General features: G+C 66.4%; 10 protein-coding genes, 1 tRNA gene, 3 rRNA genes and 3 pseudogenes. 14 read left to right on the plus strand and 3 right to left on the minus strand.

All coding sequences use genetic code 11. The annotated features are described in order from the left end of the window. Positions 1-23 precede the first annotated feature (23 nt). Positions 24-776 carry a 4-hydroxy-tetrahydrodipicolinate reductase gene (gene dapB / locus H4687_RS33630; RefSeq protein WP_046913580.1) on the plus strand — a complete coding sequence of 251 codons (753 nt, stop codon included), beginning with the start codon at positions 24-26 and terminating at the stop codon, positions 774-776. 17 nt (positions 777-793) lie between these two features. After that, a complete protein-coding gene (locus tag H4687_RS33635; RefSeq protein ID WP_046913581.1) occupies positions 794-1,249 on the plus strand; it encodes a tetratricopeptide repeat protein in 456 nt (151 codons plus the stop codon). Between the two features lie 86 nt (positions 1,250-1,335). On the opposite strand, the gene H4687_RS33640 is transcribed toward H4687_RS33635, so the two are convergent. Then, entirely contained in the window at positions 1,336-1,893 is a 558-nt protein-coding gene (locus tag H4687_RS33640; protein WP_046913582.1) for a hypothetical protein, read from the minus strand. Between the two features lie 188 nt (positions 1,894-2,081). Here H4687_RS33640 and H4687_RS46780 point away from each other — a divergent pair. From H4687_RS46780 to H4687_RS33680, 10 genes and pseudogenes are all read left to right on the plus strand, one after another. Next, positions 2,082-2,372 (plus strand): annotated as a pseudogene (locus tag H4687_RS46780) (FAD-dependent thymidylate synthase); the annotation flags it as partial. A 159-nt stretch (positions 2,373-2,531) separates the two neighbouring features. Continuing rightward, a pseudogene (locus tag H4687_RS47630) lies at positions 2,532-3,278 on the plus strand (HNH endonuclease); the annotation flags it as partial. Between the two features lie 3 nt (positions 3,279-3,281). Then, positions 3,282-3,731: pseudogene (thyX, locus tag H4687_RS47635) on the plus strand (FAD-dependent thymidylate synthase); the annotation flags it as partial. A 211-nt stretch (positions 3,732-3,942) separates the two neighbouring features. Further along, the gene (dapA, locus tag H4687_RS33650; protein ID WP_005479644.1) at positions 3,943-4,842 is read left to right on the plus strand and encodes a 4-hydroxy-tetrahydrodipicolinate synthase; all 900 of its coding nucleotides are present in this window, start codon (positions 3,943-3,945) and stop codon (positions 4,840-4,842) included. A 148-nt stretch (positions 4,843-4,990) separates the two neighbouring features. Continuing rightward, positions 4,991-6,676 (plus strand): ribonuclease J, encoded by a 1,686-nt coding sequence (locus H4687_RS33655; RefSeq protein WP_046913584.1) that lies wholly within the window; start codon positions 4,991-4,993, stop codon positions 6,674-6,676. A gap of 501 nt (positions 6,677-7,177) precedes the next feature. Then, positions 7,178-8,705, plus strand: a 16S ribosomal RNA gene (locus H4687_RS33660). A gap of 315 nt (positions 8,706-9,020) precedes the next feature. Beyond that, a 23S ribosomal RNA gene (locus tag H4687_RS33665) occupies positions 9,021-12,144 on the plus strand. 97 nt (positions 12,145-12,241) lie between these two features. Further along, positions 12,242-12,358 (plus strand): 5S ribosomal RNA (gene rrf, locus H4687_RS33670). The 16S, 23S and 5S rRNA genes sit together here, the layout of an rRNA operon. 112 nt (positions 12,359-12,470) lie before the next feature. Next, positions 12,471-13,133, plus strand: a complete 663-nt coding sequence (locus H4687_RS33675; protein ID WP_046918132.1) for a DegT/DnrJ/EryC1/StrS family aminotransferase — start codon at positions 12,471-12,473, stop codon at positions 13,131-13,133. A gap of 129 nt (positions 13,134-13,262) precedes the next feature. Continuing rightward, positions 13,263-13,335 (plus strand) — tRNA-Thr (locus tag H4687_RS33680). Between the two features lie 49 nt (positions 13,336-13,384). Here H4687_RS33680 and H4687_RS33685 read toward each other — a convergent pair. Next, a complete protein-coding gene (locus H4687_RS33685) occupies positions 13,385-16,129 on the minus strand; it encodes a SpoIIE family protein phosphatase (RefSeq protein ID WP_046918133.1) in 2,745 nt (914 codons plus the stop codon). Between the two features lie 410 nt (positions 16,130-16,539). Here H4687_RS33685 and H4687_RS33690 point away from each other — a divergent pair, with 410 nt between their 5' ends. Further along, a complete protein-coding gene (locus tag H4687_RS33690) occupies positions 16,540-22,038 on the plus strand; it encodes a HAMP domain-containing protein (RefSeq protein WP_097249250.1) in 5,499 nt (1,832 codons plus the stop codon). Positions 22,039-22,335: 297 nt separating this feature from the next. Next, positions 22,336-23,019: a response regulator gene (locus H4687_RS33695; RefSeq protein WP_005481428.1), complete on the plus strand. Its 684-nt coding sequence runs from the start codon at positions 22,336-22,338 to the stop codon at positions 23,017-23,019. 219 nt (positions 23,020-23,238) lie between these two features. Here the strand turns inward: H4687_RS33695 and H4687_RS48190 are convergent, their stop codons facing one another. Next, entirely contained in the window at positions 23,239-23,397 is a 159-nt protein-coding gene (locus H4687_RS48190; RefSeq protein WP_233443575.1) for a hypothetical protein, read from the minus strand. Between the last annotated feature and the right edge of the window lies 1 nt (position 23,398).

The following is a 23,398-nucleotide window of genomic DNA, read 5'->3' on the forward strand; positions in this document are numbered from 1 at the left end:
CACCCCAGTTAAGGAACCAAGCAATGAGCAAGCTGCGCGTGGCGGTCATCGGTGCCCGGGGCCGTATCGGCTCCGAGGCCGTGCGGGCCGTCGAGGCCGCCGAGGACATGGAGCTGGTCGCCGCCCTGAGCCGGGGCGACGAGCTGGAGACCCTGGCGGAGACCGGCGCCCAGGTCGCCGTCGAACTGACCACCCCCGCCTCGGTCATGGACAACCTCGACTTCTGCGTACGCCACGGCATCCACGCGGTCGTCGGGACGACGGGCTGGACCGACGAACGCCTCGCGCAGCTGGGCGGCTGGCTGGCGAAGTCCCCGGAGACGGGCGTGCTCATCGCGCCCAACTTCTCCATCGGGGCCGTCCTGACCATGAAGTTCGCGCAGATCGCCGCGCCGTACTTCGAGTCCGTCGAGGTCGTCGAACTGCACCACCCGAACAAGGTCGACGCCCCCAGCGGCACCGCCACCCGCACCGCGCAGCTCATCGCCGAGGCCCGCCGGGCCGCGGGCACGGCCCCCGCGCCGGACGCCACGGCCACGGCCCTGGACGGCGCGCGGGGCGCCGACGTCGACGGCGTCCCCGTGCACGCCGTACGCCTGCGGGGTCTCCTCGCCCACCAGGAGGTGCTGCTCGGCGGGGAGGGGGAGACCCTGACGGTTCGTCATGACTCCCTCCACCACAGCAGTTTCATGCCGGGCATCCTGCTCGGCGCCCGCCGCGTGGTGACGACCCCGGGCCTCACCTTCGGCCTCGAACACTTCCTCGACCTGGGCTGATCGGGCCGGGAGAAGTCATGCGCGCGAAGCTCACCTACGCCGTCACGGCAGCCGTCCTGGTCGTCTACTTCGTCCTGGTCGGCAGCCGCGGGGTCCTGCTCATCGAGACCGGCACACCGATCACGATCGCCTTCGGCGTCGCCGTGCTCGTCCTGCCGGGGATCGGCCTGTGGTTCCTCTGGAAGAACACCCAGTTCGTCCGCAGGGCCAACCAGCTCGCCGCCGAACTCGACTCCGAAGGGGGCCTGCCCGTCGACGAGTTGAAGCGGACCCCGAGCGGCCGCATCGACCGCGACTCGGCCGACGAGGTCTTCGCGCGCCGCAAGGAGGAGACCGAGGACGCCCCCGACGACTGGCGCACCTGGTTCCGGCTCGCCGTCGCCTACCACGACGCCCGCGACACCCCCCGGGCCCGCAAGGCCATGCAGCGCGCGATCGCCCTCCACGACGGCAGACCGGCACCGACCGTCTGACCTGCCGCCGTGCCCGCAAGTGCGCGGTCGCGTACGAGTGAGGGGCCGATCCGCACAGCGGATCGGCCCCTCACTCGTATGTGCGATTACGCGGCGCGCCCGTACTCCGCCGCCCACGCCTCGATCGTGTCGGCCGCCTTGTCGAAGGCCTCCGTACGTGCCAGGAAGTCGGCGTTGTGCGTGGTCATCAGCGGCGTCACGTACTCCTGCACCCGGTCCGTACGGACGAGGAGCAGCGCCTGTCCCTGCACGGACCGGGGCAGCCCGAGCCAGCGCACCGGCTGCTGCACGGTACGCACCGAGACGCTGGCCTCCCACGACGCGGTACGCGTGCGGAAGAAGCCCACCTGACGCACCCCCCGCGCACTCACCCAGATGCCGACCCGCAGCAGCCGCAGGGCGCAGCCGATGACCAGCAGGGCACCGCCGAAGCAGATCGCACCGGCCTGCGGGGTGTCGGCCACCGCGATGATGACGGCCGCGACCAGCACGTACGAGGCGAGCAGCAGCAGGAGCGCGGCCGCGCCGACCCGCCAGGGACCGGGGCGGTAGGGGCGTCGCCAGCGGTCGCGGTCCTCGAACGGCAGCGCCTCGTCCACCGTGTGGTCGAAGGCGCGGTCGGCGGTCAGGAAGGGCAGGGGCACGGCTGGTCCTCACTCGATCCACGCACAGCTTTCGCCGGGTGAGGCTACCGAGCCGGGCCCCTCCCCACCACTTTCGGGGGCCCGTCAGGGGTACAAGCAGGCGCAACTCGGGTCATCCCGCGCCCTGCGACGCCGAGCCGTAGAGTGGGCGCCGCCCGAGCGCAGCAATGGGAAGGATCCTCCGAGCCGTGACCGACACCCCCGCCGACGACCTCAAGCCCAGCTTCCGCAGCGATGTCACCGTCGAGTTGGTGAAGCACAGCGCGGCCGATTCGGACGTGCTGTGGGCCGCCCGAGTCTCCACTGCCGGCGAACAGTCCCTGGAGGAGCTGACGAAGGACCCCGAGCGCTCCAAGGGCCTCATCAACTACCTGATGCGGGACCGGCACGGCAGCCCCTTCGAGCACAACTCGATGACCTTCTTCATCAGCGCCCCGATCTTCGTCTTCCGCGAGTTCATGCGGCACCGGGTGGGCTGGTGCATCGCCGGAGACACAGAGATCACGCTGGAGAGCGAGGCCGGCCATGTCAGGCGGCGTTCCATCGCGGAGCTCTACAAGCTCTGGCACCTCGGAGTCGAGGACGGTCTCCCGCATTCCGCCGGTGGAGTGACCTGGCACGGCCGGGCCGGGAAGTGGATGGCGCAGGTCGGGCGCGGCGAGGAGAACCACTACCTCGGCCTGTACGAGAGTCGTGAGGCCGCCGAGTCCGCCGTGGCGGAATTCCGGGAACTGCACCCCGATACCCGTATCCGCAAGCTCGAGTCGGTCCGTCGCAACCGTGTGCGCTGCTACGACGAGGAGACGCTGCTGGCCCAGCGAGCCAGGATCGTCGACGTCATCGAGTCCGGGGTGAAGCCGCTCATCAGGATCACCACCGAGTCCGGGAAGACGCTCCGCTGCACGGTCGATCACGCGGTGCTGACGCCCGAGGGCTGGAGCAAGGCCGGGGAGTTGGCCGTCGGGGACGCGGTCATGGCGGCGGGAACCGTCCCCCACCCGTCGGAGGCACCGGTCCCGCCGAGCCTGGGTCGCGGCATCGGCGTGTGGGCCTCCATGCAGCGAGAGCGGCTGATCAAGGAGATCGACGCCTGCCACCTCTGCGGCCAGGATTTCCCCCGGTCGGAACTCGCCCTGGACCATGTGGTGCCGGTGGCGGGCGACCTGGCCCGGGCTCTCGACGAGAAGAACCTCGCCCCCGCGTGCGAACCGTGCCATGCGATCAAGAGTGCCGGCGAGCAGGCCCTGGCCCGTCGAGACGACAAGAGCGCCAAAGCCGTTCCGGACCGGATCGTCGCCGTCGAACAGGACGGCGAGGAGATGACGTACGACCTCTCCGTGGAAGGCCCCTGGCACAACTTCCTCGCCAACGGGATCGTCGTCCACAATTCGTACAACGAGGAGTCGGGCCGCTACCGGGAACTCCAGCCCCACTTCTACGTCCCCGACGAGGCCCGCAAGCTCGTCCAGGAGGGCCGGCCCGGCAAGTACGTCTTCGTGGAGGGCACGCAGGCGCAGCAGGAGCTGGTCGGGCGGGTCATGGAGGACTCGTACGTCCACGCCTACGAGGCGTACCAGGAGATGCTCGCCGCCGGAGTGGCCCGGGAGGTCGCGCGCGCGGTGCTGCCCGTCGGTCTCTTCTCCTCGATGTACGCCACCTGCAACGCCCGCTCGCTGATGCACTTCCTCGGTCTGCGCACCCAGCACGAGCTCGCGAAGGTGCCGTCCTTCCCCCAGCGGGAGATCGAGATGGTGGGCGAGCGGATGGAGGCGGAGTGGGCGAAGCTCATGCCGCTGACGCACGCCGCGTTCAATGCGAACGGCCGGGTAGCGCCGTAGCGGGCCGTCGAGTTTCGGCCAGGCACAGATGTACGGGTCAGCCGAGCGAAGTGTCCGTATTGCGGCATTTCGAGAAGTTCATCTAGCCTGATCAAACGGACCCGGCACTGCTTGAACCCCCGAGCAGGCAGTGCCGGGCTCCGCATTTGTCCTGACTTTTCCCGCCCCCCGAGGGCAGACCGTGCCCTGAGCAGCGAGTAGCGTGTTACCCATGGCTCCGACCTCGACTCCGCAGACCCCCTTCGGGCGGGTCCTCACCGCCATGGTCACGCCCTTCACGGCGGACGGCGCACTCGACCTCGACGGCGCGCAGCGGCTCGCCACCCACCTGGTGGACGCAGGCAACGACGGCCTGGTCATCAACGGCACCACCGGCGAGTCCCCCACCACCGGTGACGCGGAGAAATCGGACCTGGTACGAGCCGTCCTCGAAGCAGTCGGCGACCGCGCCCACATCATCGCCGGCGTCGGCACCAACGACACCCACCACAGCATCGAGCTGGCCCGCGCCGCCGAGAAGACCGGCGCCCACGGCCTCCTCGTCGTCACGCCGTACTACAACAAGCCCCCGCAGGAGGGCCTGTACCGCCACTTCAGGGCGATCGCCGACGCCGCCGAGCTGCCGGTGATGCTGTACGACATCCCCGGCCGCAGTGGCGTCCCGATCGACACCGAGACGATCGTCCGACTCGCCGAGCACCCGCGCATCGTCGCCAACAAGGACGCCAAGGGCGACCTCGGCCGCGCCAGCTGGGCCATCGCCCGCTCCGGTCTCGCCTGGTACTCCGGCGACGACATGCTGAACCTCCCGCTGCTCTCCGTGGGCGCGGTCGGTTTCGTCTCCGTCGTCGGCCACGTCGTCACCCCCGAGCTGCGCGCCCTAGTCGACGCGTACGTCTCCGGTGACGTCCAGAAGGCCACCGAGATCCACCAGAAGCTGCTCCCGGTCTTCACCGGCATGTTCCGCACGCAGGGCGTGATGACCACCAAGGCGGCGCTCGCCCTCCAGGGTCTGCCGTCCGGACCACTGCGCGCCCCCATGGTCGAGCTTTCGCCCGAGGAGACCGCCCAGCTCAAGATCGATCTTGGTGCCGGCGGGGTACAGCTCTGACAACGGACGTCGCACGACGCGCCAACCAGACTTCACAACTGAATAGGCAGGACGAAAGCGCCTGCGTCCCCATCCACAACTGCTTTTGCACGAACGTCATGCGCGCCACGTGCCCCAGGTACGTGGCGCGCATGGTGAGGAGAGTCTTTTGAGTCATCCGCATCCTGAACTCGGCCCACCGCCCCCGCTCCCGGAGGGTGGCCTGCGGGTCACCCCGCTGGGAGGTCTCGGCGAGATCGGCCGGAACATGACCGTCTTCGAATACGGCGGCCGGCTGCTGATCGTGGACTGCGGGGTGCTCTTCCCCGAGGAGGAGCAGCCCGGAATCGACCTGATCCTGCCGGACTTCTCGTCCGTCAGGGACCGCCTCGACGACATCGAGGGCATCGTCCTCACGCACGGTCACGAGGACCACATCGGAGCGGTCCCGTACCTGCTCCGCGAGAAGCCCGACATCCCGTTGATCGGCTCCAAGCTGACCCTCGCGCTCATCGAGGCCAAGCTCCAGGAGCACCGCATCCGCCCGTACACCCTTGAGGTGACCGAAGGGAACCGCGAGCGCATCGGTCCCTTCGACTGCGAGTTCGTCGCGGTCAACCACTCCATCCCGGACGCCCTGGCCGTGGCCATCCGCACGCCCGCGGGCATGGTGGTCCACACGGGCGACTTCAAGATGGACCAGCTCCCGCTGGACAACCGGCTGACAGATCTCCACGCGTTCGCACGGCTCAGCGAGGAGGGCATCGATCTCCTCCTCTCCGACTCCACGAACGCCGAGGTCCCGGGTTTCGTTCCGCCGGAGCGCGACATCTCCAACGTCCTGCGTCAGGTCTTCGCGGGAGCCGGCAAGCGGATCATCGTGGCCAGCTTCGCCAGCCACATCCACCGCATCCAGCAGATCCTCGACGCCGCCCACGAGTACGGCCGCCGGGTCGCCTTCGTCGGTCGCTCGATGGTCCGCAACATGGGCATCGCCAGGGACCTCGGCTATCTGAAGGTGCCGCCGGGCCTGGTCGTGGACGTCAAGACGCTCGACGACCTGCCGGACCACGAGATCGTCCTCGTGTGCACCGGTTCGCAGGGCGAGCCGATGGCCGCCCTGTCCCGCATGGCCAACCGGGACCACCAGATCCGTATCGTCCAGGGCGACACCGTGATCCTGGCCTCGTCCCTGATCCCCGGCAACGAGAACGCGGTCTACCGCGTCATCAACGGCCTGACCCGCTGGGGCGCCAACGTCGTCCACAAGGGCAACGCCAAGGTCCATGTCTCCGGACACGCCTCGGCCGGTGAGCTGCTGTACTTCTACAACATCTGCCGCCCGAGGAACCTGATGCCGGTGCACGGCGAATGGCGGCACCTGCGGGCCAACGCCGAACTGGGCGCCCTGACAGGCGTTCCGCACGACCGCATCGTCATCGCCGAGGACGGCGTGGTCGTCGACCTCATCGAGGGCAAGGCCAAGATCTCGGGCAAGGTCCAGGCCGGCTACGTGTACGTCGACGGCCTCTCGGTCGGCGACGTGGGCGAACCCGCGCTGAAGGACCGGAGGATCCTGGGCGACGAAGGCATCATCTCCGTCTTCGTCGTCGTGGACTCCTCCACCGGCAAGATCACCGGCGGTCCGCACATCCAGGCTCGCGGTTCCGGCATCGAGGACTCAGCCTTCAGCGCGGTCGCTCCGAAGATCACGGAAGTCCTGGAGCGGTCGGCGCAGGACGGGGTCGTCGAACCCCACCAGCTGCAACAGCTCATCCGCCGCACCCTCGGCAAGTGGGTCTCCGACACCTACCGGCGTCGGCCGATGATCCTGCCTGTGGTGGTTGAGGTCTGACCCACCGTCAGTGCCTGCTCCGGAGCGGGGCCCCTCGATTTGCATCGGGGCGCCCCGCTCCAGTACGTTTACGGCTCCGCCCAGGGGGAACCCGACGCAACGTGCGTCAGGAGTCACCCGGACCGGGCGGAAATTCCGACTCAGAGCTTCTGATAAAGTCGGAGTCGCCGGAAAGGGAAACGCGAAAGCGGAAACCTGGAAAGCACCGAGGAAATCGGAACCGGAAACGGTCTGATAGAGTCGGAAACGCAAGACCGAAGGGAAACTGCCCGGAGGAAAGCCCGAGAGTAGCTTGGGTGAGTACAAAGGAAGCGTCCGTTCCTTGAGAACTCAACAGCGTGCCAAAAATCAACGCCAGATATGTTGATACCCCGTCCGCCGGGCAGTGTTCCGGTGGTCGAGGTTCCTTTGAAACAAACACAGCGAGGACGCTGTGAACGGCCGGGCTTATTCCGCCTGGCTGTTCCGCTCTCGTGGTTTGCACCCGATTACGGGTACACATTCACGGAGAGTTTGATCCTGGCTCAGGACGAACGCTGGCGGCGTGCTTAACACATGCAAGTCGAACGATGAACCACTTCGGTGGGGATTAGTGGCGAACGGGTGAGTAACACGTGGGCAATCTGCCCTTCACTCTGGGACAAGCCCTGGAAACGGGGTCTAATACCGGATACAACCACTACAGGCATCTGTGGGTGGTGGAAAGCTCCGGCGGTGAAGGATGAGCCCGCGGCCTATCAGCTTGTTGGTGAGGTAACGGCTCACCAAGGCGACGACGGGTAGCCGGCCTGAGAGGGCGACCGGCCACACTGGGACTGAGACACGGCCCAGACTCCTACGGGAGGCAGCAGTGGGGAATATTGCACAATGGGCGAAAGCCTGATGCAGCGACGCCGCGTGAGGGATGACGGCCTTCGGGTTGTAAACCTCTTTCAGCAGGGAAGAAGCGAAAGTGACGGTACCTGCAGAAGAAGCGCCGGCTAACTACGTGCCAGCAGCCGCGGTAATACGTAGGGCGCGAGCGTTGTCCGGAATTATTGGGCGTAAAGAGCTCGTAGGCGGTCTGTCGCGTCGGATGTGAAAGCCCGGGGCTTAACCCCGGGTCTGCATTCGATACGGGCAGACTAGAGTGTGGTAGGGGAGATCGGAATTCCTGGTGTAGCGGTGAAATGCGCAGATATCAGGAGGAACACCGGTGGCGAAGGCGGATCTCTGGGCCATTACTGACGCTGAGGAGCGAAAGCGTGGGGAGCGAACAGGATTAGATACCCTGGTAGTCCACGCCGTAAACGGTGGGAACTAGGTGTTGGCGACATTCCACGTCGTCGGTGCCGCAGCTAACGCATTAAGTTCCCCGCCTGGGGAGTACGGCCGCAAGGCTAAAACTCAAAGGAATTGACGGGGGCCCGCACAAGCAGCGGAGCATGTGGCTTAATTCGACGCAACGCGAAGAACCTTACCAAGGCTTGACATCGCCCGGAAAGCATCAGAGATGGTGCCCCCCTTGTGGTCGGGTGACAGGTGGTGCATGGCTGTCGTCAGCTCGTGTCGTGAGATGTTGGGTTAAGTCCCGCAACGAGCGCAACCCTTGTTCTGTGTTGCCAGCATGCCCTTCGGGGTGATGGGGACTCACAGGAGACTGCCGGGGTCAACTCGGAGGAAGGTGGGGACGACGTCAAGTCATCATGCCCCTTATGTCTTGGGCTGCACACGTGCTACAATGGCAGGTACAATGAGCTGCGAAGCCGTGAGGCGGAGCGAATCTCAAAAAGCCTGTCTCAGTTCGGATTGGGGTCTGCAACTCGACCCCATGAAGTCGGAGTTGCTAGTAATCGCAGATCAGCATTGCTGCGGTGAATACGTTCCCGGGCCTTGTACACACCGCCCGTCACGTCACGAAAGTCGGTAACACCCGAAGCCGGTGGCCCAACCCCTTACGGGGAGGGAGCTGTCGAAGGTGGGACTGGCGATTGGGACGAAGTCGTAACAAGGTAGCCGTACCGGAAGGTGCGGCTGGATCACCTCCTTTCTAAGGAGCACTTCTACCGATCCCTTCGGGGTGAGGTCAGAGGCCAGATCATCAGCGAACGTCTGATGCTGGTTAGCTCATGGGTGGAACGTTGATTATTCGGCTTCTTGAGTCATCTCAGGCTGTGAGTACTGTCCTTTCGGGGGCGTGGAAAGCTGATCGGAGTGGTGAGGGATGCCGGGCACGCTGTTGGGTGTCTGAGGGTATGGCCGTATGGCTGCCTTCAGTGCCGGCCCCAGTGAACTCCGGTGGTTACCGGGGGTGATGGGTGGTTGGTCGTTGTTTGAGAACTGCACAGTGGACGCGAGCATCTGTGGCCAAGTTTTTAAGGGCGCACGGTGGATGCCTTGGCACCAGGAACCGATGAAGGACGTGGGAGGCCACGATAGTCCCCGGGGAGTCGTCAACCAGGCTTTGATCCGGGGGTTTCCGAATGGGGAAACCCGGCAGTCGTCATGGGCTGTCACCCTTGCCTGAACACATAGGGCAAGTGGAGGGAACGCGGGGAAGTGAAACATCTCAGTACCCGCAGGAAGAGAAAACAACCGTGATTCCGGGAGTAGTGGCGAGCGAAACCGGATGAGGCCAAACCGTATGCGTGTGAGACCCGGCAGGGGTTGCGTATACGGGGTTGTGGGATCTCTCTTTCACAGTCTGCCGGCTGTGAGGCGAGTCAGAAACCGTTGATGTAGGCGAAGGACATGCGAAAGGTCCGGCGTAGAGGGTAAGACCCCCGTAGCTGAAACATTGACGGCTCGTTTGAGAGACACCCAAGTAGCACGGGGCCCGAGAAATCCCGTGTGAATCTGGCGGGACCACCCGCTAAGCCTAAATATTCCCTGGTGACCGATAGCGGATAGTACCGTGAGGGAATGGTGAAAAGTACCGCGGGAGCGGAGTGAAATAGTACCTGAAACCGTGTGCCTACAAGCCGTGGGAGCGTCGCGCATCAAGTTTACTTGGTGCGTCGTGACTGCGTGCCTTTTGAAGAATGAGCCTGCGAGTTTGCGGTGTGTTGCGAGGTTAACCCGAGTGGGGTAGCCGTAGCGAAAGCGAGTCCGAACAGGGCGTTTCAGTAGCACGCTCAAGACCCGAAGCGGAGTGATCTAGCCATGGGCAGGTTGAAGCGGAGGTAAGACTTCGTGGAGGACCGAACCCACCAGGGTTGAAAACCTGGGGGATGACCTGTGGTTAGGGGTGAAAGGCCAATCAAACTCCGTGATAGCTGGTTCTCCCCGAAATGCATTTAGGTGCAGCGTCGTGTGTTTCTTGCCGGAGGTAGAGCACTGGATAGGCGATGGGCCCTACCGGGTTACTGACCTTAGCCAAACTCCGAATGCCGGTAAGTGAGAGCACGGCAGTGAGACTGTGGGGGATAAGCTCCATGGTCGAGAGGGAAACAGCCCAGAGCATCGACTAAGGCCCCTAAGCGTACGCTAAGTGGGAAAGGATGTGGAGTCGCAGAGACAACCAGGAGGTTGGCTTAGAAGCAGCCACCCTTGAAAGAGTGCGTAATAGCTCACTGGTCTAGTGATTCCGCGCCGACAATGTAGCGGGGCTCAAGCGTACCGCCGAAGTCGTGTCATTCCAGCATTGAGGGCCAACGCCTGCTGGGATGGGTAGGGGAGCGTCGTGTGCCGGGTGAAGCAGCCGCGGAAGCGAGTTGTGGACGGTTCACGAGTGAGAATGCAGGCATGAGTAGCGATACAAACGTGAGAAACGTTTGCGCCGATTGACCAAGGGTTCCTGGGTCAAGCTGATCTGCCCAGGGTAAGTCGGGACCTAAGGCGAGGCCGACAGGCGTAGTCGATGGATAACCGGTTGATATTCCGGTACCCGCTGTGAAGCGTCAAACACTGAACCAGGCGATGCTAAGTCCGTGAAGCCGTTCCGGACCCTTCGGGGAAAGGAAAGTGGTGGAGCCGACGGACCAGACTTGTAGTAGGTGAGTGATGGGGTGACGCAGGAAGGTAGTCCATCCCGGGCGGTGGTTGTCCCGGGGTAAGGGTGTAGGACGTCAGGTAGGTAAATCCGCCTGGCACATAGTCTGAGACCTGATGCCGAGCCGATTGTGGTGAAGTGGATGATCCTATGCTGTCGAGAAAAGCCTCTAGCGAGTTTCATGGCGGCCCGTACCCTAAACCGACTCAGGTGGTCAGGTAGAGAATACCGAGGCGTTCGGGTGAACTATGGTTAAGGAACTCGGCAAAATGCCCCCGTAACTTCGGGAGAAGGGGGGCCATCACCGGTGATAGCACTTGCTGCTTGAGCTGGGGGTGGCCGCAGAGACCAGCGAGAAGCGACTGTTTACTAAAAACACAGGTCCGTGCGAAGCCGTAAGGCGATGTATACGGACTGACGCCTGCCCGGTGCTGGAACGTTAAGGGGACCGGTTAGTCACATTTCGGTGTGGCGAAGCTGAGAACTTAAGCGCCAGTAAACGGCGGTGGTAACTATAACCATCCTAAGGTAGCGAAATTCCTTGTCGGGTAAGTTCCGACCTGCACGAATGGCGTAACGACTTCTCGACTGTCTCAACCATAGGCCCGGTGAAATTGCACTACGAGTAAAGATGCTCGTTTCGCGCAGCAGGACGGAAAGACCCCGGGACCTTTACTACAGTTTGATATTGGTGTTCGGTTCGGCTTGTGTAGGATAGCTGGGAGACTGTGAAGCTCGGACGCCAGTTCGGGTGGAGTCGTCGTTGAAATACCAGTCTGGTCGTGCTGGATGTCTAACCTGGGTCCGTGATCCGGATCAGGGACAGTGTCTGATGGGTAGTTTAACTGGGGCGGTTGCCTCCTAAAGAGTAACGGAGGCGCCCAAAGGTTCCCTCAGCCTGGTTGGCAATCAGGTGGTGAGTGTAAGTGCACAAGGGAGCTTGACTGTGAGACCGACGGGTCGAGCAGGGACGAAAGTCGGGACTAGTGATCCGGCGGTGGCTTGTGGAAGCGCCGTCGCTCAACGGATAAAAGGTACCCCGGGGATAACAGGCTGATCTTCCCCAAGAGTCCATATCGACGGGATGGTTTGGCACCTCGATGTCGGCTCGTCGCATCCTGGGGCTGGAGTCGGTCCCAAGGGTTGGGCTGTTCGCCCATTAAAGCGGTACGCGAGCTGGGTTTAGAACGTCGTGAGACAGTTCGGTCCCTATCCGCTGCGCGCGCAGGAATATTGAGAAGGGCTGTCCCTAGTACGAGAGGACCGGGACGGACGAACCTCTGGTGTGCCAGTTGTTCTGCCAAGGGCATGGCTGGTTGGCTACGTTCGGGAGGGATAACCGCTGAAAGCATCTAAGCGGGAAGCCTGCTTCGAGATGAGTATTCCCACCCACTTGATGGGGTAAGGCTCCCAGTAGACGACTGGGTTGATAGGCCAGATATGGAAGCCTGGTAACGGGTGGAGTTGACTGGTACTAATAGGCCGAGGGCTTGTCCTCAGTTGCTCGCGTCCACTGTGTTGGTTCTGAAACCACGAACAACCCCAACCCCCTTGTTGGTCACGGGGGGTTGGTGCGGTTGAGTGTTTCATAGTGTTTCGGTGGTCATAGCGTGAGGGAAACGCCCGGTTACATTCCGAACCCGGAAGCTAAGCCTTACAGCGCCGATGGTACTGCAGGGGGGACCCTGTGGGAGAGTAGGACGCCGCCGAACAAATATTGAGAGCTGGTCCCCGAACTTCGGTTCGGGGACCAGCTCTTTTTTGTTGTGTGTCACTTGGAGTTCACGTTGGCCGACCAGGATCCGCGCCATGGGTACCGTTGGAATGCTCAGGGCCGCGGGTGTCGGCGCCGGTGACGAAGTCGTAGTGCCGGCGTTCGGGAACCCGGAGGTCGCTCAGGCAGTGAGCCTGGCAGGGGCCGTGCCGGTGTTCGCCGACATAGACCCGGTGACGTACTGCCTGGATGCCTCGGCTGTCGAGGCCGCGGTGACGTCCCGGACGGTGGCGGCGGTCGTCGTCCACCGCTTCGGCAGGTGCGCCGATGTCGCGGCGCTTCGTCAAGTCGGTCAGCGGCACGGGCTGTTGGTGCTGGAGCAGGGGGAGTCGGAGACGCCGTACAGCGAGCTGGGGGAACGTCGGCGGCGGGCGGCGTACCTCAGTGCGAAGCTGAAGGGCGTGCGGACTCCCGAAGGGGGCGACGGGCACACCTTCCAGCAGTACGTCGTGCGCGTGCCCGGGAACGGGCGGCCGGACCGGGACGCGTTCGCACGGGCCGTACGGGCCAAGGGAGTCGAGTGCAGAGTGCCGGTGAAGACACCGGTGCACCGGATGCCCGGGTTCCGGCGGGACGTGTGTCTGCCCGAGACCGAGCGGGCCGCCGACGAGACGCTGGCGCTGCCCATCGGCGGCGAGATGTCGCGGCGCGAACTGCAGCGGCTGGTGTCCGCGTGCAACGCGCTCGGCGGTCTGCTGCAGCCGGCCTTCTAGCTCTTCGGATGCGGGGCGTCCAGGGGGACGTGTCCGTCTCTCGGTGGTGCGCTGGGTGGTTCTGGACAGCGGCCGATTCGGGGTATGATCTATCTCGTTGCCGCGAGGGAAACCTCGAACAGGTGACAGGCCCCTATAGCTCAGTCGGTAGAGCGTCTCCATGGTAAGGAGAAGGTCAACGGTTCGATTCCGTTTGGGGGCTCAAGTGAAAGGCCCCGCCCTATCGGGCGGGGCCTTTGTCGTGTCCGGAGTCAGTCGGTCTGGAGGCCCGGGACGCGCATGGCCAGGATGGCCATGTCGTCGGAGGGGGCGTCGGAGGCGAAGCGTTCGACCGCGCGCATGACGCGGGCCGCGACCGCGCCCGCCGTGAGGCCCGTGCAGGCGGTGAGAACCTCGGCGAGGCCGTCGTCGCCCAACATGCGGGTGCCTTCGCGGCGTTCGGTGACGCCGTCCGTGACACACAGGAGGACGTCGCCGGGGTCGAGGGTGACCGTCTGCTCGTACAGCTCCAGGTCCTCCATGACGCCGAGGAGCGCCTGTGGCTCGGCGGCGGGCTCGACCGTGCCGTCCTGGCGCAGGCGCAGCGGGAGCGGGTGGCCGGCGCAGACCACCTTCAGGAGGGCGCTGCCGTCCTCCTGGGGCCACAGCTCGCCGTACAGGAGCGTCAGGAAGCGGCTGCGGGCGCCCTCGTCGATGATCGCGGAGTTGAGGCGCTCCAGGACCGCCGGGCCCGCGTAGCCCTCGCGGGCCAGCAGGCGCAGGGCGTGGCGGGCCAGGCCGGTGACGGCGGCGGCCTCCGGGCCGGTGCCGCAGACGTCGCCGATGGCGAAGCCGTACGCGCCGTCACGGATGGGAAAGAGGTCGTAGAAGTCGCCGCCGACCTCGTTGCCCTCGCCGGCCGCGCGGTAGATGACCTCGACCTCGACCCCGTCGATCTGGGGGAGTTCCGGCGGGAGGAGGCTGCGCTGGAGGGACTGGCTGATGGCCACGCGCTCCGAGTACAGGCGGGCGTTGTCCAGGGCGAGGGCCGCCCGGCGGGAGAGGTCCTCGGCCAACTCCAGGATCTCCTGGCGGAAGTGCTCGTCCGTGGGCTTGCCGAGGGTCAGCATGCCGATGACGCGGTTGCGGGCCACGAGCGGCAGGACGACCGTCTCGCCGCCCACCGCCGAGGCCGTCGCCAGCGTCGTGCCGATGCCCGAGCTGACCGTGGCGGGCTCGCCCAGGCCCAGGCTGCGCATGGAGGTGCGCAGGGCCGCCTGGTGGGCCGCCTCGGCGGGGGCCGTCCAGACGCGGGCGCCGGGGGTCGGGATGGGCTCCGGCGGGCGGATCTTGGAGAGGAGGGCCTTGAGGCCGTCGATGAGGTCCTCGTCCTCGTGCAGGACGTATGACAGGTACGGGTCCGAGGCCTGGTCGGCGATCGTGTAGACCGCGCACCAGGTGGCGAGGGTCGGGATCGTCATCTGGGCCATGAGGGCGAGGGTCTGGTCACGGTCCAGGGTGCCCGCGAGGAGGTCGGAGGCCTCGACCAGGAAGCTCAGCGACCCGCGGCGCAGGCGCTCCAGCTCGCCCAGCCGGGCCGACTCGACGGCCAGGGCGATGCGGTCGGCGGCGAACTGCAGTCGCAGGGCCTCCTCGTTGGAGTACCGGCCCTGGGACTCGGCGGCGACGCCCAGGGAGCCCGTGAGGCGGCCCTCGACCTTGAGGGGGACCGTGACGACCGAGCGCATGCCCGTGCCGTTGAGGAGCGGGACGGCGCCGGGGACGGCCGTGAGGTCGTCGTGGACGGCGGGCATCCGGGCGGAGCCGTAACGGCCGGGGCCGGCGTCCACGGGGACGCGGGCGAAGCGCTGGCGGGCCGACGGGAGGCCGGTGGAGGCCCGGACTTCCAGTTCCGTCTCGTCGTCGGTCGCGAGGAGCAGGAAGGCGGAGTCGCCGTCGAGCATGTCGCGGGCGCGCTCGACCGTGCGCTGGAGGAGGCCGTCGAGGTCGTCCGGGGCGGGAGAGCCGATGAAGACCTCGAAGGGGTCCGTGGCCTGGCCGTCGCCGGAACCGGATCCGTCGGCCGCGGCCATGCGCAGCGGGGTCTGCAGGACGGCGCGCTCGTGGTCCCGGACGAGGAGACAGACGGTGGAGGGGTCGCCCGCGGTGTCGCGGACCCGGAGGTGGGAGGCGTAGACCGGTGTCACCCGGCCGTCGGCGGCGCGGATGCCGTAACTGCCCTCCCAGCGGGAGAGCCGGAGGGCCTCGGCGACGCCGGTGCTGGTGCCGGGGGTGTGGGGCCAGGCGGCGAGGTCGGTGAGGGGCTTGCCGATGACGTGGTCGGGGGCGTAGCCGAAGAGTTCCTCGGCGTCCTCGTTCCAGGCGCCGATCGCGCCCGCGCGGTCGATCTGGACGACCGCGACGCGGACCCGGCCGTCGGCGAGCGGGAGGAGGTCGGCGGGGAGGGCCGGGCCGGCGGAGCGGGTGCCCACGGGGCGGTCGGGGAGGTCGAGTTGGAACCAGACCTGCTTGTGCGTGGGGGTGTACTCGACGCCCCAGCGGGTGGCCATCGCCGCGCACAGCTGGAGGCCGCGGCCGCCCTCGCGGTCCGGGCTGCCCATGTTGATGCGGCTGCCCTGGAGAGGGATCTCACGCTCGGGATATCTGTCGGCGACCTCGATGCGTACGCCGTCGTCGGCCCGCAGGCACAGGACGTCGGCGGAGGTGCCCGCGTGGACGACCGCGTTGGTGACGAGTTCGCTGGTGAGGACCACCGCGTCGTCGACGATGTCGGCGAAGCCCCAGCCCTGGAGGGTGTCGCGGACGAACGAGCGGGCGGTCGCGACGGATCGTGAGACGGCAGCGAAGCTGGCGGCCGCGCGCGCGGTGATCACAGCACTCCTTGTCCGGTTCTCGATGTGGGGGGATCCTGGGACGGCCTCCTGCCGTGGCAGTGGCTGGTTCTCCGTCGGCCTGGGTTCCTGGGGGGTCTCCCCGGGATGCAGTCCGGTGGTCATGGTGAGGCCGCCCCTCCGATGCCTGCCCGCTCGTGCTCGTGCGCCACCGCCCAGGCCGGACGGGACCGGCATGGCTGGACAGCCGCATGCAAGGTTACTTACCTTCGCCGTCCATGCGGATGCCGGTCGTCTGTGTTTCCGCCCGGAGGTGTGCGGACCGTGTGCGAAGCTGCCGAACTGTTATGGCCTGGTTCAGCCATGGTGAAACACTGGGCAGGCTTCCGGGAGAAGGCCGGACGGGTCCGGGTACCTTCCCGGTGCGGCGGAGAGCGGCACCGGGTCCGCCGGGCGGAAGTATCCGAGTACGAAGCGGTACGAGTGGTACGAACAGTGTGAGCAGTACGTAGCGTTCGAATGCGGTGACGTACGCCCAGCAGAAACGAACGGTCGACCCTTGCGGGAGGGACACAGTGGAGTCTGGCGCAGCGACGCGAGGCACTAAGGCGCGCGCGAAAGGCGGACAGTCCCTGAGTGACAAGCGCACATCACGCAAACCGCGCAATGGGACCACCACTGTGGACACCGCTGCCCTGAACCGGCTGCTCACGGCGTTGGAAGCGATGCGGGACGGTAATTTCCGCAAGCGGCTGACGGTCTCGGGCGACGGTGTGATGGCCGAGATCGCCGCCGTGTACAACGAGGTGGCGGACCGGAATCTGCATCTGACGGGTGAGTTGTCGCGGGTGCGGCGTGTGGTGGGACGTGAGGGCAAGCTCACCGAACGGCTGGAGACGGGGGCCACCGAGGGGTCCTGGGCGGCCGCGATCGACGCGTCGAACGCGCTGGTCGACGACCTCGTACGGCCTGTCTCCGAGGTGAGCCGGGTGCTGTCGGCCGTCGCGGAAGGTGATCTGTCGCCGCGGATGGAGCTGCGGTCGCAGGGGCCGGACGGGACCGGGCATCCGCTGCGCGGGGAGTTCCTGAAGGTCGGGCGTACGGTCAACAACCTGGTCGACCAGTTGTCGACGTTCACCGACGAGGTCACGCGGGTGGCCAGCGAGGTGGGCACCGAGGGCAAGCTGGGCGGGCAGGCCAAGGTGCGCGGCATGTCCGGTTCGTGGAAGGACCTGACGGAGTCCGTCAACACCATGGCGCACCGGCTCACCGCACAGGTGAGGGACATCGCGCTGGTGACGACCGCGGTCGCGAAGGGTGACTTGTCCCGGAAGGTCACGGTTCATGTGGCCGGCGAGATGCTGGAGCTGAAGGAGACCGTCAACACGATGGTCGACCAGCTCTCGGCCTTCTCCTCCGAGGTGACCCGGGTCGCCCGCGAGGTGGGCACCGACGGGCAGCTCGGCGGGCAGGCCGAGGTGCCGGGTGTGGCGGGTGTGTGGAAGGAACTCACCGATTCGGTGAACACCATGGCCGGCAATCTCACCGCGCAGGTGCGGGGGATCGCGCAGGTCACCACGGCGGTCGCCAACGGTGATCTGTCGCAGAAGGTGACCGTGCCCGCACGCGGTGAGGTCGCCAAGCTCGCCGAGACCATCAACCAGATGACCGAGACGCTGCGGATCTTCGCGGACGAGGTCACGCGGGTGGCCAACGAGGTGGGTGCCGAGGGCCGGCTGGGCGGTCAGGCGCAGGTGCCGGGCGCGGCGGGAACGTGGAAGGACCTCACCGATTCGGTGAACACGGTCTTCCGGAACCTCACGATCCAGGTGCGGGACATCGCGGCGGTGACCACGGCCGTGGCCAACGGTGACCTCTCGCAGAAGGTCACCGTGGATGTGGCCGGCGAGATGCTGGAGCTGAAGAACACCGTCAACGGGATGGTCGACCAGCTCTCCTCCTTCGGTGACGAGGTCACGCGGGTGGCCAACGAGGTGGGTGCCGAGGGCCGGCTGGGCGGTCAGGCGCAGGTGCCGGGCGCGGCCGGTACATGGAAGGACCTGACGGACTCCGTCAACACGGCGTTCCGGAATCTCACCGGACAGGTGAGGAACATCGCGGCGGTGACGACGGCCGTGGCCAACGGCGACCTCTCGCAGAAGGTCACCGTCGATGTCGCGGGCGAGATGCTCGAACTGAAGAACACCGTGAACACGATGGTGGACCAGCTGTCGTCGTTCGCCGACCAGGTGACGCGGATGGCCCGGGACGTGGGCACGGAGGGCCGGCTCGGCGGTCAGGCCCGGGTGGACGGTGTGTCGGGGACGTGGAAGGAACTCACCGACTCCGTCAACTCGATGGCCGGCAACCTCACCTCGCAGGTGCGCAACATCGCGCAGGTGACGACGGCCGTGGCGCGGGGCGACCTGTCCCAGAAGATCGACGTGGACGCGCGCGGCGAGATCCTGGAGCTGAAGAACACCATCAACACGATGGTCGACCAGCTCTCCTCCTTCGCCGACCAGGTGACCCGCGTGGCCCGGGACGTGGGCACGGAGGGCCGGCTCGGCGGTCAGGCGCAGGTGCCCGGGGTCGCCGGGGTGTGGCGTGACCTCACCGAGTCCGTGAACGGCATGGCCGGCAACCTGACCGGCCAGGTCCGCAACATCGCGCAGGTCGCCACGGCGGTGGCCCGCGGCGACCTGTCCCAGAAGATCACCGTGGACGCGCGCGGCGAGATCCTGGAACTGAAGAACACGCTGAACACGATGGTGGACCAGCTGTCGTCGTTCGCGGAGGAGGTGACCCGGGTCGCCCGCGAGGTGGGCACGGAGGGTCAGCTCGGCGGTCAGGCCGAGGTGCAGGGTGTCTCCGGCACCTGGAAGGACCTCACGCAGTCGGTGAACTTCATGGCGAACAACCTGACGATCCAGGTGCGTCAGATCGCCGAGGTCACCACCGCCGTCGCCAAGGGCGACCTGTCGAAGAAGATCACCGTCGACGCGAAGGGCGAGATCCTCGAACTCGTCACCACCGTCAACACGATGGTCGACCAGCTGTCGTCGTTCGCCGAGCAGGTGACCCGGGTGGCCCGTGAGGTGGGCACGGAGGGCATCCTGGGCGGCCAGGCGCATGTGCCGGGCATCACCGGCATCTGGAAGGACCTCAGCGGCAATGTGAACCTGATGGCCAAGAACCTCACCATGCAGGTGCGGAACATCTCCCAGGTCGCGGCCGCCGTCGCCAACGGGGACCTGACCCGTACGGTGACGATCGAGGCGGCCGGTGAGGTCGCGGAGCTGGCCGACACCTTCAACAGCATGGTGAAGACGCTCAGTTCGTTCGCCGACCAGGTCACCAAGGTGGCCCGCGAGGTGGGCACGGACGGCATCCTGGGCGGCCAGGCGCACGTACCGGGTGTGGCGGGCACGTGGAAGGACCTCACCGAGTCCGTGAACTCGATGGCGTCCAACCTGACCGGCCAGGTCCGCAACATCGCCATGGTGACGACCGCCATCGCCAAGGGCGACCTGACCAAGAAGATCGACATCGACGCGCGCGGTGAGATCCTGGAGCTGAAGACCACCATCAACACGATGGTCGACCAGCTGTCGTCCTTCGCCGAGGAGGTCACCCGCGTGGCCCGCGAGGTGGGCACCGAGGGGCAGCTGGGCGGCCTCGCGCGCGTGCGGGACGTCGACGGCACCTGGCGGGACCTCACCGAGTCGGTGAACGAGATGGCCGGGAACCTGACCCGGCAGGTGCGCGCCATCGCGCGCGTGGCCACCGCGGTGACCCGGGGCGACCTGAACCTCAAGATCGACGTCGACGCGTCCGGCGAGATCAAGGAGCTGCAGGACTACATCAACAAGATGATCGCCAACCTGCGCGACACCACGATCGCCAACCAGGAGCAGGACTGGCTCAAGGGCAACCTCGCCCGGATCTCCGCCCTGATGCAGGGCCGCCGGGACCTGGACGACGTGGCCTCGCTGATCATGAGCGAACTGACGCCGGTGGTGTCCGCGCAGCACGGCGCCTTCTTCCTCGCGCTGCCGTTCCTCGACGGCAAGGACCTGGCCCCCGACAACGACGACCAGTACGAGCTGCGCATGCTGGGCTCGTACGGCTACTCCATGGGTTCCATGCCGGCGTCCTTCCGGCCGGGTGAGGCACTGGTCGGGACGGCGGCGAAGGAGAAGCGCACGATCCTGGTGGAGAACGCGCCGAGCGGTTATCTGAAGATCTCCTCCGGGCTCGGCGAGGCGCCTCCGGCACAGGTCATCGTGCTTCCGGTGCTCTTCGAGGGGACCGTGCTCGGTGTGATCGAGCTGGCGTCCTTCACGCCGTTCACGCAGATCCAGAAGGACTTCCTGAACCAGATCGCGGAGATGATCGCGACCAGCGTCAACACGATCTCCGTCAACACCAAGACCGAGGTGCTGCTGAAGCAGTCGCAGGAGCTGACCGAGCAACTTCGTGAACGCTCCGACGAGTTGGAGAACCGGCAGGAGGCCCTCCAGGCGTCCAACGCCGAGCTGGAGGAGAAGGCCGAACTGCTGGCCCGGCAGAACCGCGACATCGAGGTGAAGAACACCGAGATCGAGGAGGCGCGGCAGGTCCTGGAGGAGCGCGCCGAACAGCTCGCGGTCTCGATGCGTTACAAGAGCGAGTTCCTGGCGAACATGTCGCACGAGCTGCGCACCCCGCTCAACTCGCTGCTGATCCTCGCCAAGCTGCTCGCCGACAACGCCGAGTCGAACCTGACGCCCAAGCAGGTCGAGTTCGCCGAAACCATCCACGGGGCGGGCTCGGACCTGCTCCAGCTGATCAACGACATCCTGGACCTGTCGAAGGTCGAGGCGGGCAAGATGGACGTCTCGCCGACCCGTATCGCCCTCGTCCAGCTCGTCGACTACGTGGAGGCCACCTTCCGGCCGCTGACCGCGGAGAAGGGCCTGGACTTCTCGGTGCGGGTCTCGCCGGAGCTGCCCGCCACGCTGCACACGGACGAGCAGCGCCTGTTGCAGGTGCTGCGGAACCTGCTGTCCAACGCGGTGAAGTTCACCGACTCGGGGGCCGTGGAGCTGGTCATCCGGCCGGCCGGGGCGGATGTGCCGGTGGCCATCAAGGAGCAGCTGCTGGAGGCGGGCTCGCTGCGGGACGCGGACGCCGACATGATCGCGTTCTCGGTGACGGACACCGGCATCGGAATCGCGGCCAGCAAGATGCGGGTCATCTTCGAGGCGTTCAAGCAGGCGGACGGCACCACGAGCCGCAAGTACGGCGGTACGGGCCTGGGGCTGTCCATCTCGCGCGAGATCGCCCGGCTGCTGGGCGGCGAGATCCATGCGCAGAGCGAGCCCGGACGTGGTTCCACCTTCACCCTGTATTTGCCGCTGCACCCGAGCGAACTGCCCCCGCAGGGTTACGCGAACAGTGCTCCCGCCTCGCTGGAGGCGGGGGAGCTGCTGGCCTCCGAGCACGAGCTGGCCGAGCGCACCGAGACGCCGGCCGAGGTGAAGTCGTACCGCGAGACCCAGAACGGGGCAGCGGCACTCTTCCGTAGGCGCCGCAGGCCCGTGTCGGCCGGCTCCGCCTCCGACCTCCTCCGGCAGGACAACGGGCAGCCGCAGGAGCACTGGGCGCAGCAGGCCGCGCAGGAGGCGGCGGCCCCGTCGCGCCGAACGATCAGCTTCGACGGGGAGAAGGTGCTCATCGTCGACGACGACATCCGCAACGTCTTCGCGCTCACCAGCGTCCTGGAGCAGCACGGCCTGTCGGTGCTGTACGCCGAGAACGGCCGTGAGGGCATCGAGGTCCTGGAACAGCACGACGACGTGACGGTCGTCCTGATGGACATCATGATGCCCGAGATGGATGGGTACGCGACGACCACGGCGATCCGCCGGATGCCCCAGTTCGCCGGACTGCCGATCATCGCGCTGACGGCCAAGGCGATGAAGGGCGACCGGGAGAAGGCGATCGACTCGGGGGCCTCGGACTATGTGACCAAGCCCGTCGATCCGGATCATCTGCTGGAGGTCATGGAGCAGTGGATGCGGAGTGGGTGACGGAAGGTACGGCCCGTCGTCACAACCCGTGGAGGGGCGCGCGGAGTTGTTGACGGAGTGTGGCCGAGGCCGTGTAGAAACGCGGGATTCGGGGAACCTTCTGGTCCCCTGCCGCGTTTCTGCTACGAGCACAGTGACATCACGGTGACAGGGTGTGGCGACGGGCGGGGTGCGGCTACGATGACCGGCACAAGGACGGGTGGCGCGAGGGAGTCGTCCCCTGGGGTGGCACCGACCGGTGTCACGCCGAGTCCTGCGGACAGGGGAGGCCCCAAGCCGGGGCGAGGAGGGCGGGCCATGGTGCAGAAGGCCAAGATCCTCCTGGTCGATGACCGGCCGGAGAATCTGTTGGCGCTGGAGGCCATCCTCTCCGCGCTCGATCAGACACTGGTGCGGGCATCGTCCGGGGAGGAAGCGCTCAAGGCGCTGTTGACGGACGACTTCGCGGTCATCCTGCTGGACGTCCAGATGCCGGGAATGGACGGTTTCGAGACGGCCGCGCACATCAAGCGGCGTGAACGGACCCGGGACATCCCGATCATCTTCCTCACCGCCATCAACCACGGACCGCATCACACGTTCCGTGGGTACGCGGCGGGTGCGGTCGACTACATCTCGAAGCCGTTCGATCCTTGGGTGCTGCGTGCCAAGGTCTCGGTGTTCGTCGAGCTGTACATGAAGAACTGCCAGCTCAGGGAGCAGGCGGCGCTGCTGCGGCTGCAGTTGGAGGGTGGCGGCAAGGGCGCTGCGGGCGGTTCGAAGGAGCCTGCCGGCGGCATTCTCGCCGAGCTGTCCGCGCGGCTCGCGGCCGTCGAGGAGCAGGCGGAGGCGCTGTCCAAGCAGCTCGACGACGACTCGGCGGACGCCGCGGCGGTCGCCACGGCCGCGCATCTCGAACGCAAACTGACGGGTCTGCGCAGGGCGCTGGACGCGTTGGAGCCGGGCACGGGCGGGCCCTCGCCGATGCCGTCGCAGAACTGAGCACATCCCGGGGCACGTCCTCGGGTGCGTTCCCGGGCGCGGGCGGGGTCCTCCAAGTGGCCTCGGTCCGCGCCCGTTTGCGTACGGTCGCCGTGCGGGGTGAGGGTCTGTCAGGGTGCGTCACCTTCGGGCCCGGAGTCCGCGACACGAACGGGTGAAGCAGTAGGCACACGTGTCGGCTGTGGTCTCCACCGGTAACCTCACACTCATGGCCTCACGTCAGTCCGCAGCGAAGAAGCCGGCCGCGAAGAAGGCGGCCGCTCCGACGAAGGCTCCGGCGAAGAAGGCCCCCGCGAAGAAAGCCGCCGCCAGGAAGGCACCCGCCAAGCGGGCGGCGGCGAGGAGGACGGCCCCTCCGAAGCCGGCGCCCAGTCCCACC

Origin of the sequence: Streptomyces stelliscabiei (assembly GCF_014873495.1) — a bacterium.
Classification (GTDB): domain Bacteria; phylum Actinomycetota; class Actinomycetes; order Streptomycetales; family Streptomycetaceae; genus Streptomyces; species Streptomyces bottropensis.